This is a genomic window from Streptomyces spongiae (assembly GCF_009377185.1).
Lineage (GTDB): Bacteria > Actinomycetota > Actinomycetes > Streptomycetales > Streptomycetaceae > Streptomyces > Streptomyces spongiae.
Map to the genome: position 1 here is coordinate 1 of NZ_VJZC01000271.1, position 13,032 is coordinate 13,032.

Here is a 13,032-nt window from a genome sequence, read left to right on the forward strand (position 1 = left end):
GGGGGCGGAGCCCCCAGGACTTAGGGCACCAGCACCCGCAGATCCACCGACTCCGCCAGCGCAGCGAGCCCCGCGTCCCCCGGGTGCAGATGGTCCCCGCTGTCGTACGCGGGCAGCATCCGCGAGGGGCGCTCCGGGTCCCGCAACACCGCGTCGAAGTCGAACACGCCGTCGAACTCCTCGGCACCCCGGATCCACGTGTTCACCGCGGAGCGCTCCGCGTCCGCGGCCGCCGTGCACCGCGCCTCGCCCTCGCACGGCGCGATCGTCGCGGCCAGCACGCGCAGCCCTCGCGCGTGCCCCCTGGCCGCGATCTCGCGCAGTCCGGCGATGACCTGGTCCGCCGTGGCGCCCCAGCGGACGTCGTTGACGCCCTGGAAGACGACGACGGTACGGGCGGAGGTCTGGGCGAGGACATCGCGGTCGAGGCGGTTCAGGGAGCTGACCCCGCCCGCGTCGGTCGAGACCCCGTCGCCCGGGTAGCGGTCGGCGACCACGCGGTTCGCCGAGATGCCCTGGTTGAGGACCCCGTAGCGCGGGACCGCGTTCTGCTGCCGCAGTCTGGAGGCCAGCACGTCGGGCCAGCGGCGGTTGGCGTCCATCGTGGACTTGTCGCCGTCGGTGATCGAGTCACCGAGCAGGACGACGGACCCCGGCCCGCCTCCCACGTCCACCCCGGTCAGCAGCGGCCACGTGGTGATCGTCGAGGTGTACGCCGCCGCCGAGCCCTCGCCCGCGTGGTCGCCCGGTTCGCTGACGTACGAGGTCTGCATGGCCATCCGGTGCACCGGCGCCGCCGTGACCGTCCCCGGCAGGTGGAAGCTCACCAGGAGGTTGGCGTTCGCGGGCACCTCGAAGCCCAGCGGGTCGCTGAAGGCCTGCGCCCCCGCCGGAATGTCGGTGCCCGCCGCACCGCCGAACGACAGCGGCACGGGCGCGCTCCCCGCGGCGGCCCCCTCGGCCTGCACGGCCACGGTCGCGCTCCCGATCCGCACCGGCGCGCCCGCGAAGGTGTTGTCGAGCCGGATCCGCACCCGGGGCCCGCCCACGGAGGTGTGCACCACGAGCCGCAGCGTCCGGTCCGTCCACGGCCCGACAGCCGTGTAGCCGGAGGAGGGCGCGGCCCAGCTCCCGGACCAGCCACGAGCCATGGGCCGCACCGACAGCGAGAAGACATGCAGGTCGGGGCTGCGCGGCAGTGACACCGACGCCACCTCACGCCCGCGCACGACCGGAACCGTCACCACGTACAGCCGTGCCTTCTCGGCGAGTTGGCCGCCCGGCGTGTTGACGTGCCCGAGCGCCACCGCCTTGGTGGCGAGCGGCCCGGTGCGCCAGTCGGAGGCGGTCAGACGGTACGAGGAGCGTGTGCCGTCGGTGTACCGCACCGTGCCCGTGCCACCGGTGTCGGTGCCGCCCGTGCCCGCGACGAGGAAGGCGAGCGCGTCGCCGCGTCCCCGCACCCGTACGGACTGCCCGTCGGCGCGCACGTTGTCCGGTTGCCCCGCCGCCCGGCGCGGCAGGGTCAGGCGGGCGCCCTGCACCGTCAGCGAGCGCCCGGGCGCCCAGCCCGCGGCCGTCAGGTCCTGGGCCGACAGTGAGGCACCTGAGCCGTCGAAGTCCGCCTCGCCCGGCCGGGCGTCGTCGCTGACAGCCCTGTTGTCGAAGTGCCGCTCCAGCGGAAGCGGACCGGCACCGGACGTGCCCGCGGTCCCGGCGGCCCGGGCTGACGCGACCGGCGTGACCGCCGCCAACAGGCCGAACACGACAGCCGTACCCCACACGCGTCGACGCACGCGCGACCCCTCTCCTGTACCACTGACGTGACAGTTGCGTCCTGAAGCTAAGGACGTGTCAGAAACCCGTCAATGAGGCGTGCGCGAACTCACGGCGAACTCCACCGGAACGCCGTGGGGGCGGAGCCCACGGGAGCGGACGGTTCCGCGCGCCTGTGGTGCGCCGGGGGGCGCGAATGCGACGCTGGCGGTATGGGCATCCCTTTCCTGGGTAACTGGCGCAAGAAGCACGGACCCGCCTTCGGTGTCGCGGTGGCCCCCGGCGGTGACGGCGAGAACGAGGGGATCGCGGAGCTCCTCGCCGAGTGCGAGGTGCTGCGCGCGCAGGCGGACGACGCGGGCGTCGAACTCGACGACACCGCCGCCTCGTTGGAAGCGCTCGACCAGCTCGTGCCGCGCTGGCGCGACGACGAGGAGATGCTGCCGTGGCTGGGCAACGACGCGGGGCTGTACCTCGGCACCGTCATCGTGCGTACGGTCCCCGGGACGGGCTGGGCCATCCTGGCGAGCGGCCGGCCCGTCGTGCGGATGGCCACCGGCCGGGAGATCGACGTGGTCGCCAGCGGCCATGACTGGGCGGCCAACGGGGCACCGCAGCTTTCGCAGCTCTACGCCGAGGTGGCGGAGGGGTAGGAGGGAGCACCGGGCCCGCAACCGGGGGGAACCAGGCGGGTCACCGGGCCTTTCTTCCGCAAATACGGCTAACTCGTGACCGATGCGTGTCGCTTATCCCGTCCATTCCTGTCCGGTAGTTTGCGGTTTCGGCGATACGGGCGAGAGCGAACAGGGCGGGACGTGCCACGGAACGGGGGAGCGGACTTCATGACAGGACACCTCTCGACCGACGGCGGCGATGGTCCCGGTACGGTCGAACACCCCACCGTCACCCGCCAGTCGGTCGACTACGATGTGCCGTCCACCCCCGTTCGGGACCCGGGACCGTAGGGGAGGGCAGCAGCTCACAAGGCCAGGCCCGACCGGTGGCAGCCGGAGATCACTGCTCGCGCAGCGGCACCGACACATAGGAGGGATCGTGCCGCGGCGAGGAGAAGGTCAGCTGCGCGCCGGACGGGTTGTGCTCGATGTAGAGCGGGTCGACCGTGTCGACGACGAGGGCGAGACGGTGACCTGCCGGAACGTCGTAGGCCGTGGAGAACAACTCCAGGTCCACGCCGAACGGCTTGCCGGGCGTTTGCCCGTGGAAGGTGTACGGCGCGTTGCTGACCAGCTTGCCGAGGCCGAGCGGCCCCACGTCGTAGAGGTATGCGACGAGGGTGCCGCTCTCCTCGGTGCTGGTGACCGTCGTGTGCAACGTGGCGGTGCCCCGAACCTGTTGGGCGGCGGCGTACTTCTCCGACTGCCACACTGCGGCCCACCGGCGGGGCAGCAGCGGGATCGAGGCCATCGGGGGCAGCTGGGCCACCTGGTCGAGGACGCTGGACAGGAAGATGGTGCCGCCGTCCGCGCCGGAGTTGACGTTGGCGTTGATCGTGGTGGTGCCCGAGAGGGCGATCTTCCTGTTCGTCGCGCTGACGGACTTCCAGTCCGGGTAGCCCTCGTAGCCGCCCGAGGAGCGGGACTTGAGCCGCACGGGCTGCTCTCGGTCGATGCCGTTGTTCTCGCCCTTGAGGTAGTGGCCGAACCAGCGCTCGGTGTCGGTCCACACGTCGTTGGGCAGGCCGAGCAGTCCGGTGATCTCGGTGGTGGCGTGGTCTCCGGGGCGCAGTTCCAGCCTCTTGGGGCCGGTCAGCTTCTCGTAGAAGTCGGCGTACTGGTTGGGCGGGAAGATCGAGTCGCCCCAGGCGTTGGCCAGCATGATCGCCGCGCCGTTGGTGTTGATCTTGTCGACGTAGGTCGCGGGGGAACGTTTCTTCCCCCAGTCGATGATGCTCTGTTCCTTCGCCAGGTTGGAGGAGAAGAAGTCCGCGAAGATCTGCCGGAGTTCGGGGCTCGGGCGACCGGTGATCTCCCCGGCTCCGTCCAGCAGGGCGGCCGCCTGGGCGTGCTGGGTGCGGCCCGAGTAGATCGAGTCGATGAGGTCCGCCCAACCGCTCAGCGCGGCGACGGCCTTGACGCGCTTGTCGTGCGCGGCGGCGAGCAGGCTGATCCCGGCGCCGTACGACAGACCGGCCATGCCGACCTTCCGCGCGTCGGCCGGGGTGTTGGCCAGTGCCCAGTCGATCACCTTGGATGCGTCGGCGATGTCGGGCGGGCCCGCCACCTCGATCTGGCCGCCGGACTGCCAGAAGCCGCGCACGTTGTAACTGACCACGACGTAGCCGGAGTCGGCGAGCTTCTGGGCCTGGGCCAGATACTCGACCTGCGGCAGGCCCCAGCTCGTGGGCAGCACGATGAGCGGGTACGCGCGCGAGCCGTCGGCGTCCGCGGGCGTGACGACGTTGGCCTTGAGGGTGGTGCCGCCGTCGCCGGTGATGTCGACGAAACGGACGGACGGGGTGGCGGCCTGGGCGGCCGGGGCCAGGCCGACGAACGTCCCGGCGATCAGTGTCGCCGAGACGGCACCGACGGCGGACGTACGCAGCGCGTTGCGACCGGGTCCCATGGGTCACTCCTCACTCGTGTCAGTGCAAAGTGACCCGACGGTAACCGCGACCGTTTACCGAAGGTAACCCGTCGGTAAGTTACGTACAGGTAACGATAGTTGAAAAGTGTTGAAATTCAGGAGGCGCGGTGTTGATTGCGCGGAACCACCGCCGGTATGGGCGTCTGCGCCGCCTTCGTCACATCGGCGACCAACTCGACCACGTCCGGACCGTACGCCTGTGAGTTCACGACCTTCAGCAGCAGGACGAAGGTGCTGTTGCCGTGCTTGCGCGCCAGGCGCTCGTGGTTGCGGGACAGGTAGCGGGTCGCGGCCTGGGTGGTGATCGCGCGCTGGCCGCAGAACAGGAAGACCGGGCGGGCCGTGTGCCCCTGGTCCGCGGTGAGCCGGGCGAGGAGCACGTACTCGCTGCGGCCCGCCTCCAGCCGGTACTGCTCCTTGCCGATCAGGAACGCGCCCCGGTCCGGGCCCGGCTCGGGATCGGAGTTCACCTGGACACCGGGCAGCAGCGACGCCAGGTGGGCCGCCATCCGGCGGTTGGGGGCCGGGTGACCCACGCAGAACTCCGTCCGCTCCCCGAAGCCCTGCTGGGTCGCGTCGTGGGCGACGATCTGCGCGCCCGCGCCGCAGTCCTTGATGAGTGCGGAGAGTTCGAGCAGCGCGGACACGTCATGACGGGTCACCGTCAGGTCCGGACCGCCCGCCGCCTCGCGGTTGACCACCAGCAGCGACTCGGCGTTCTCGGGCAACCCGAAGAAGGCCTGCTTACGGCGGAGTTTCCGGTTCCACAGGTAGCTCCGGGCGATCCAGCCCAGCGCGGCGGCGATCACCGCGACGATCACCACGAGGACAAGGGTGCGCACGTCGTCATTCATGGGCGCGCATGGTAGCCCCTGGCGTCACATTCCCGTCTGCCCCGTGGCGGCTGGCACGCACGCTCGCGGCGTTGCCGGAAAGCCCTAGTAGCTCCTCCCCCACGCTCGGCTTCGCTCGCGCGGGGGGACCCCCTTCGAGGACTTTCCGGCGCCTTGCGATCGCACGCACCAGCCGCCACGGGGCCCGCCCTTCGGGCGGACGACGGGAATGTGACGCCAGGGGCTGGGCGCGCCCGAACACTGTCCGGGAGAGTCCTGACGCGCCCATGGCAACCGGGTTACGCTGCGCGGACGGTTGTCAACGGGAGGTAGCGGATGACTCGCCCCGTCGCACGGAGGCTGGCGGTTCTTGCGGTTTCGGCCGCGGTGATGTCGGTGGGGGCGGCGGCGCCACCCTCCGCCGGGCAGGACGGCGTTGAGAAGGAGCCCGTGGCCGTCGGCTACGGCGGCGCCGTGTCGAGCGTCGACCCGGACGCCTCGGCCGCCGGCATCGAGGTCCTGCGCGGCGGCGGCAACGCGGTCGACGCGGCGGTCGCCACGGCCGCGGCCCTCGGCGTCACCGAGCCGTACTCGTCGGGCATCGGCGGGGGCGGCTACTTCGTCTACTACGACGCGAAGTCCCGCAAGGTGCACACCGTCGACGGCCGCGAGACCGCGCCCCGGACCGCCGACGAGAACCTGTTCGTGGAGAACGGCAAGGCGATCCCCTTCGCCGACGCGGTCAGCAGCGGCCTGAGCGTCGGTACGCCCGGCACCCCCGCCACCTGGCAGGCGGCGCTGGACAGCTGGGGCAGCAAACGGCTCTCCACCCTGCTCAAGCCCGCCGTTCGACTCGCCCGCGACGGGTTCACCGTCGACGAGACCTTCCGCTCGCAGACCGCGTCCAACGAGACGCGGTTCCGGTACTTCCCGGACACCACCGAGCTGTTCCTGCCGGACGGCAAGCTGCCCGTCGTCGGCTCCACCTTCAAGAACCCCGACCTGGCCCGCACGTACGAGGAACTGGGCCGCAAGGGCGTCGGCGCCCTGTACCGCGGCAAGCTGGCCGACGACATCGTCGACACCGTCAACGAGCCGCCGGTGGACCCGGACTCGAACTGGAACGCCCGCTCCGGCGACCTCTCGCTGAAGGACCTCTCCGCGTACCGCACGAAGCGCCAGGCGCCCACGAAGACCTCGTACCGCGGCCTCGACGTCTACGCGATGGCACCCTCCTCGTCCGGCGGCACGACCGTCGGCGAGGCGCTCAACATCCTGGAGAGGACGGACCTCTCGAAGGCGAGCGACGTCCAGTACCTGCACCGCTACATCGAGGCGAGCCGGATCGCGTTCGCCGACCGCGGGCGCTGGGTGGGCGACCCCGCCTTCGAGGACGTACCGACGAAGGAACTGGTGTCGCAGAAGTTCGCCGACTCGCGTGAGTGCCTGATCAAGGACGACGCGGTGCTCACCAGCCCGGTCGCGCCGGGCGACCCGCGCAACCCGTCGGCCTGCGACACCAGCGGCACGGCCGCCCCGACGACGTACGAGGGCGACAGCACCACCCACCTCACCGTGGCCGACAAGTGGGGCAACGTCGTCGCGTACACGCTCACCATCGAACAGACCGGCGGCAGCGCCATCACCGTCCCGGGCCGCGGCTTCATCCTCAACAACGAGCTGACGGACTTCTCCTTCACCCCGGCCAGCCCGGCCGTCCACGACCCGAACCTGCCGGGTCCGGGCAAGCGTCCGCGCTCGTCGATGTCGCCGACGATCGTGCTGGACAAGCACGGCAAGCCCGTGGTGGCGCTCGGCTCACCCGGCGGCGCGACCATCATCACGACGGTCCTGCAGACGCTGACCGGCTTCCTCGACCGCGGTCTGCCGCTCGTCGACGCGATCGCCGCGCCGCGCGCCAGCCAGCGCAACCAGACCACCACCGAACTCGAACCGGGCCTGTGGAACAGCCCGCTGAAGACCAAGCTGGAGACCATCGGCCACGGCTTCCGCCAGAACCCCGAGATCGGCGCCGCGACGGGCGTCCAGCGCCTGCCGAACGGCAAGTGGCTGGCGGCGGCGGAGACGGTACGGCGGGGTGGAGGGTCGGCGATGGTGGTGAGGCCGGCGCCCCGTTAGGGGCGCGGGGAACTGCGCGACCAGCCCCAACGCACCCGCAGCCGCCCAAGCACCCCAACCCGGCAGACGAGACGCAGCAGTCAACTGGATGCCGCAGCCGGCGTGTCGAACGTCAGCCCGCCGTCCGCGGCATCCACCAGCACCCGGTGGCCAGCCGAAAGCCGGCCATCCAGCAGCAGCCGCGACAAATGGTTGTCGACCTCCCGCTGGATCGTGCGGCGCAGCGGCCGCGCCCCGTACTCCGGCTCGTGGCCGTGGCGGGCCAGCCAGTCCACGGCCCGCTCGGTGAACTCGATCGTGACGCCCTGCGTGTGCAGCCGGCGCCGGGTCCGCTCCAGCAGCAGGTCGGTGATGCGCCGCAGCTGCTGGTCGGTGAGCTGACGGAAGACGACGATCTCGTCGACGCGGTTGAGGAACTCCGGGCGGAAGTGCTCGCGCAACGGGCGCAGGATCCGCTCGCGCCGAGCCTCCTCGTCGGCCTCGGCGCCGCCCGAGGCGAAGCCCAACCCGGAACCGCGCCGCGAGATCGCCTCGGAGCCGAGGTTGCTCGTCATCACGATGACGGTGTGGGTGAAGTCCACGGTCCGGCCCTGGGCGTCGGTGAGCCGCCCGTCGTCGAGGACCTGCAGCAGGATGTTGAAGACGTCCGGGTGGGCCTTCTCCACCTCGTCCAGCAGGAGCAGCGAGTACGGGTGACGGCGCACGGTCTCGGTGAGCTGACCGGCCTCCTCGTGACCGACGTACCCGGGCGGCGCCCCGACCAGACGGCTCACGGTGTGCCGCTCCTGGTACTCGCTCATGTCGAGCCGCACCATCCGCTCCTCGCTGCCGAACAGCGCCTCCGCGAGCGCGCGGGCCAGCTCGGTCTTGCCGACGCCGGTCGGGCCGAGGAAGAGGAAGCTGCCGATGGGCCGTTCGGGACTGGCCAGACCGGCCCGTGACCGCAGGATCGCGTCGGACACCGCGCTCACGGCCTCGTCCTGCCCGACGACCCGCTGGTGCAGGTGCTCCTCCAGGCCGAGCAGACGTTCCTTCTCCTCCTGGGTGAGGCTGCTGACGGGGATGCCGGTCTGGCGGGAGACCACCTCGGCGATGTCCTCGGCGGTGACCTCCAGATGCTGCCCGTCGTCGGTCGACCGCACCTCGGTCCCGGCGTCGCCGACCTTCTTCTTCAGCTCGACGATGCGGTCGCGCAACTGTGTGGCCTGCTCGTACTGTTCGCTCGCGACCGCCTGGTCCTTGTCCCGGGTCAGCTGCTCGATCTCACGCTCCAGGGCCCGGGCGTCGGTGCCCTTCGTCCCGGCCCGCAGCCGCACGCGGGCGCCCGCCTGGTCCATCAGGTCGATGGCCTTGTCCGGGAGCTGCCGGTCGGCGATGTAGCGGTCGGACAGCTCCACGGCCGCCACCAGCGCCTCGTCGGTGTAGCGGACCTGGTGGTGGGCCTCGTAGCGGTCGCTGAGGCCCCGCAGGATCTCCAGCGCGTCCGCGACGGTCGGCTCGGGCACCATGATCGGCTGGAAGCGGCGGGCGAGGGCCGCGTCCTTCTCGATGCGGCGGAACTCCTCAAGCGTGGTGGCGCCCACGATGTGCAGCTCGCCACGCGCCAGGGCCGGCTTGAGGATGTTGCCCGCGTCCATCGACCCGCTCTCGCCGGACCCGGTGCCGACCACGGTGTGCAGCTCGTCGATGAAGACGATCAGCTGGTCGGAGTGCGTCCGGACCTCGTCGACGATGTTCGTCAGCCGCTCCTCGAAGTCACCCCGGTAGCGGGTCCCGGCGACCACGCCGGACAGGTCCAGGGCGACCACGCGCCGGCCCGCCAGGACGTCGGGCACGTCCGCGTCGGCGATGCGCTGGGCGAGGCCCTCCACGATCGCGGTCTTGCCCACGCCCGCCTCACCGATGAGCACCGGGTTGTTCTTGCCGCGCCGGGACAGCACCTCCACGGTCTGCTCGATCTCCTCGTCCCGGCCGATGACGGGGTCGATACGGCCCTGCCGGGCGAGGTCGGTCAGATCGCGGCCGTACTTGTCCAGCGTCGGCGTGGGGCCGCGCTGCTGACGGTCGGGGCGTTGCTGGGCGCCGGGCGGGTAGCCCGCCGCCGAAGCCTCCGGCGCCTCGGGCGGCAGCGAGGGCGGTGAGAACCGGGCGGCGTTCAGGATGTGCCCGGCCGCCGAGTCGGGGTTGGCGGCCAGGGCGGTGAGGACGTGCTCGGGGCCGATGTAGCCGGAGCCCCGGACCCGGGCCAGCTCGTGGGCGTCCAGCAGGGCCCGCTTGACCGCCGGGGTCAGGGCGAGCGACGCGGGCGACGGACTGTCGCCCTGTTGCTGTCCGGCCGGACCGATGCGTTCGTCGATCTCGGTGGCCAGCGAGTCGGGATCGGCGCCGGCGCCGGCCAGCAGACTTCGGGTGGGTTCGATGGCGACCGCCGCGCGCAGCAGATGCTGCGTGTCGAGGTCGTTGCTGCCGTGATCGGCCGCGTACGCGGCCGCGTCGGCGACCAGCTGCCTGGCCTGCCTGCTCATCAGCCGTCCGATGTCGACGCGCTGGGGGTGCGGCCCGCCGAAGAAGCGTGCCAGGAACTCTCCGAAGGGGTCCGGGCCGTAGCCCTGCGGACCGGGAAACCCGCTGGTCATTGGCCATCCGTTCCGGGGGCCCGCGGCCGGTGCAAGCGACCCCGGGGACACGCAGCCACGCCCCCACGCCGCCCGGCACGCACTCTCGCCGCACCAGCCAAAGGCCCAAGTAGCTCCGCTACGAGGACCTTCGTCCGGCACGCCGAGAGCACGCACCGAACGACGCGGGAACGCACCCGCGTGTCCCCGGACCCGCTTGGCCCCGGCCCCGGGCGCCCTCGCCGATCGAGGTGTCGTTCGGCAGGCGAGTGCCCGGTCACGTCCGTGTTACACCTGACCGCGCCCGGTGTCAGAGTGCCGCGAGACGGCCGACCGCGTCGGCAGTCCAGATGTACTCGATCTCACCGACCTCGATGCCCGGAGCGACGGTCAGCGGGCGCTCGGCGGTGACCAGGCCGCCCGCCCGCTCGTAGAAGGTGATCGCACGGGCGTTGCCCCGCAGCACCTCGAGGAAGACGTCCCGCCCCGGGTGCGCGTCGGCGGCCCAGGCGAAGCCGCGACGCAGGAGGCGGTACCCGATCCCGGTGCCTGTGCGCCCGGGCCGGACGTGCAGGTTGTCCACGTGGACGCGCCCGTCGCGAACGGTGTCGAGATGGATGAACCCGACCAGCTCGTCCCCCTCCTCGGCCAGCATCAGCCACCGCCCCGAGGCATCTTCCGTACGCGCCCGCCACTTGGCGCGGTGCGAATCGGCCAAGGGCCCGTTCAGGAACTCGGGCGGCATGAGACCGACGTACGCATCGCGCCAGCTGGCGGTGTGCAACGCGGCGATGCGGTCACTGTCGGCGCGGGTGCCGTTCCTGAAGCGCATAGGGCAGGGTAACTGCGCCACTCCGGGGGAGTCGCCCCTGTAAGGGGCGCGGGGAACTGCGCGACCAGCCACAACGGACCCGCGCCCGCAAACGCACAGAACCCCAACGGCGCTCACCGCGCAGTAAGCACCCGAGGTCCCGCATCCATGATCGCCACGGAGTGCTCCGCATGCGCCGCCCGCGACCCGTCGTTCGTCCGCAGCGTCCACCCGTCCACCGCCTCGTGGTACCCGTCGCCACCCCCGCCGATGACCATGGGCTCGATCGCCAGCGCCATCCCGTGCCGCAGCCGCATCCCCCGGCCGGGACGGCCCTCGTTCGGCACCGGAGGGTCCTCGTGCATACGGCGCCCGATGCCGTGCCCGCCGAAGTCCTGCGGGATGCCGTACCCTGCCGCGCGGCACACCGAGCCGATGGCGTGCGCGATGTCGCCGATGCGGTTGCCGACCACCGCGGCCGCGATGCCCGCCTCCAGCGCGCGCTCGGCCGTCTCGACCAGCCGCAGGTCGGCCGGGCGCGGTGTGCCGACGACGAAGCTGATCGCCGAGTCCCCGGCCCAGCCGCCGAGTTCGGCACCACAGTCGATGGACACCAGGTCGCCGTCCCGCAGCCGGTACGCCGTCGGGATGCCGTGCACGATCGCGTCGTTGACCGAGGCGCAGATCACCGCCGGGAAGGGCGTGGGCGCGAAGGAGGGCCGGTAGCCGAGGAAGGGCGACCCCGCGCCCGCCTGGCGCAGCACCTCCCGCGCCACCTCGTCCAGCTCCAGCAGCGAGACTCCCACCTCGGCGGCCTTCCGTACCGCCGTGAGTGCCTGCCCGACGACCTGTCCCGCCGCGTACATCGCGTCGATCGACGCGTCCGTCTTCAGTTCCACCATGCCAATTACTATACCGCTCGGAGTCCAATTACTATAACGGTCCGGTCGGCGGGGATCGGTATTAGAATGGGGACATGGTCCGCAACCCCCTGACCCCCGAAGAGCGTGAGCGCGGCGAGCGGCTCGGGAGGTTGCTGCGCGAAGCCCGTGGCGACCGGAGCATGGCGGAGATCGCCACGTCCGCCGGGATCTCCGCCGAGACTCTCCGTAAGATCGAGACCGGCCGCGCCCCGACCCCGGCGTTCTTCACGGTGGCGGCGCTGGCCCAGGTGCTCGGTCTGTCGATGGACGACCTCGTCGGCCGGTGCGTGCCGACCGCGGTCTAGTACTGCTGGAGCACCGGCCCCGGCCTCGAACGGGTCACGCACGGGTATCACCCGACCCCGCAGAGCACACTGCGTCGCCTCTGAAAACTCCCCGTAGCACTCCTGTAACACAGCTGGTGTTGTCTACGGCATCGGAGCACTCCAGTCTGGCGGGAGTCGAGAGATGGCTGTGGACCAACTCCCCGCGCAGGCGAGGGAGTTCGCGAGCTACCTGAACAAGCTGCTGACCCGGCTCGATCCGGCCGACGGCTGGTGCGCGGTGTTCTGGCAGCGGGACCCCGAGGGGATGCGCGCCTGCCTCGACGGCTTGGAGGTACCGCCCTGGGACGTGGTCGAGGCGCTCCTTCAGGACCTCGCCACCGCATACGGTCCCGCCGCCGCGGCCCAGGAGGCCGAGCGGGCCCGAGCCCTGCACGGCGCCGCGCTCGCCGCCCACGACTCCCGCCCCGGCTCCCGTGACGCCCTGGGCGACCGCCTCGGCGCCATGATCCGTGAACAGCGCCGCGCCGCCGACCGCGTCGCCGAGCTGTCCCACCGGCTCCCGACGGCCGCCACCCCGGAGGAAGCCGAGTCCCTCCGCCTCGACCTGGCCTGGGCCCACGACGACCACGAACGCGCCACGGCCCGTTGCGCCGAGCTCCGGGCCCGCCTCACGTCCCTCGACCGCCGTGCCTCGCGCACACCGGCGCAGGGCGCGCCGCACTTCCGGGACGCGGCCGCCGGAGCCGTCTTCCGGGTACCGGACCGCGGCGGGCGCACCCACGGCCTGTGGGAGGACGACCAGACCCGCACCCATGACGTACGGGACCGTCACGGCCGTACGGGCGAGACGCCGGACCACCACGAACACCCGGCCGCGGCAGCAGCAGCGGCGGGCGCCGGGCGCCCGGACGAGAGCGGCCGCCGGGTGGAAACCGGCCCTCATGCCGCCGGAGCCTTCGCCGTGCACGCCCCCGTCGGCCTCGACCAGCCGGACCGAGCCGCCCCCGGCCTCGGCCCACACCCCGACCGCGACGGGAGCGCTCC

At 71.9% G+C, this 13,032-nt stretch carries 10 protein-coding genes and 1 pseudogene; 5 read left to right on the top strand and 6 right to left on the bottom strand.

From position 1 onward, the window contains the following. Positions 1-20: 20 nt before the first annotated feature. A complete protein-coding gene (locus tag FNH08_RS29355) occupies positions 21-1,796 on the bottom strand; it encodes an SGNH/GDSL hydrolase family protein (protein ID WP_322725679.1) in 1,776 nt (591 codons plus the stop codon). A gap of 192 nt (positions 1,797-1,988) precedes the next feature. Between FNH08_RS29355 and FNH08_RS29360 the strand changes: the two genes are divergently transcribed. Then, positions 1,989-2,429, top strand: coding sequence for a DUF6278 family protein (locus FNH08_RS29360; RefSeq protein ID WP_152774555.1), 441 nt, complete (start codon positions 1,989-1,991; stop codon positions 2,427-2,429). Between the two features lie 189 nt (positions 2,430-2,618). Beyond that, positions 2,619-2,741, top strand: coding sequence for a hypothetical protein (locus FNH08_RS53235; RefSeq protein WP_265579809.1), 123 nt, complete (start codon positions 2,619-2,621; stop codon positions 2,739-2,741). 49 nt (positions 2,742-2,790) lie between these two features. On the opposite strand, the gene FNH08_RS29365 is transcribed toward FNH08_RS53235, so the two are convergent. After that, complete coding sequence (locus FNH08_RS29365; protein WP_152774556.1) at positions 2,791-4,359, bottom strand: alpha/beta fold hydrolase; 1,569 nt, start codon at positions 4,357-4,359, stop codon at positions 2,791-2,793. A gap of 116 nt (positions 4,360-4,475) precedes the next feature. Then, positions 4,476-5,234 (bottom strand): hypothetical protein, encoded by a 759-nt coding sequence (locus FNH08_RS29370; RefSeq protein ID WP_152774557.1) that lies wholly within the window; start codon positions 5,232-5,234, stop codon positions 4,476-4,478. Positions 5,235-5,549: 315 nt separating this feature from the next. On the opposite strand from FNH08_RS29370, the gene ggt reads away from it, so the two are divergent. After that, positions 5,550-7,352 carry a gamma-glutamyltransferase gene (ggt, locus tag FNH08_RS29375; RefSeq protein ID WP_152774558.1) on the top strand — a complete coding sequence of 601 codons (1,803 nt, stop codon included), beginning with the start codon at positions 5,550-5,552 and terminating at the stop codon, positions 7,350-7,352. Positions 7,353-7,432: 80 nt separating this feature from the next. On the opposite strand, the gene FNH08_RS29380 is transcribed toward ggt, so the two are convergent. From FNH08_RS29380 to map, 3 genes are all read right to left on the bottom strand, one after another. Then, on the bottom strand, positions 7,433-9,988 hold the full coding sequence (locus FNH08_RS29380; RefSeq protein WP_152774559.1) for an ATP-dependent Clp protease ATP-binding subunit: 2,556 nt from the start codon (positions 9,986-9,988) through the stop codon (positions 7,433-7,435). 289 nt (positions 9,989-10,277) lie between these two features. Then, positions 10,278-10,799 (bottom strand): GNAT family N-acetyltransferase, encoded by a 522-nt coding sequence (locus tag FNH08_RS29385; RefSeq protein ID WP_152774560.1) that lies wholly within the window; start codon positions 10,797-10,799, stop codon positions 10,278-10,280. Between the two features lie 113 nt (positions 10,800-10,912). Continuing rightward, positions 10,913-11,680, bottom strand: coding sequence for a type I methionyl aminopeptidase (gene map / locus FNH08_RS29390; RefSeq protein ID WP_152774561.1), 768 nt, complete (start codon positions 11,678-11,680; stop codon positions 10,913-10,915). A gap of 74 nt (positions 11,681-11,754) precedes the next feature. Here map and FNH08_RS29395 point away from each other — a divergent pair, with 74 nt between their 5' ends. Further along, positions 11,755-12,006, top strand: coding sequence for a helix-turn-helix domain-containing protein (locus FNH08_RS29395; RefSeq protein WP_152774562.1), 252 nt, complete (start codon positions 11,755-11,757; stop codon positions 12,004-12,006). Positions 12,007-12,169: 163 nt separating this feature from the next. Beyond that, positions 12,170-13,032: pseudogene (locus FNH08_RS52345) on the top strand (hypothetical protein); the annotation flags it as partial.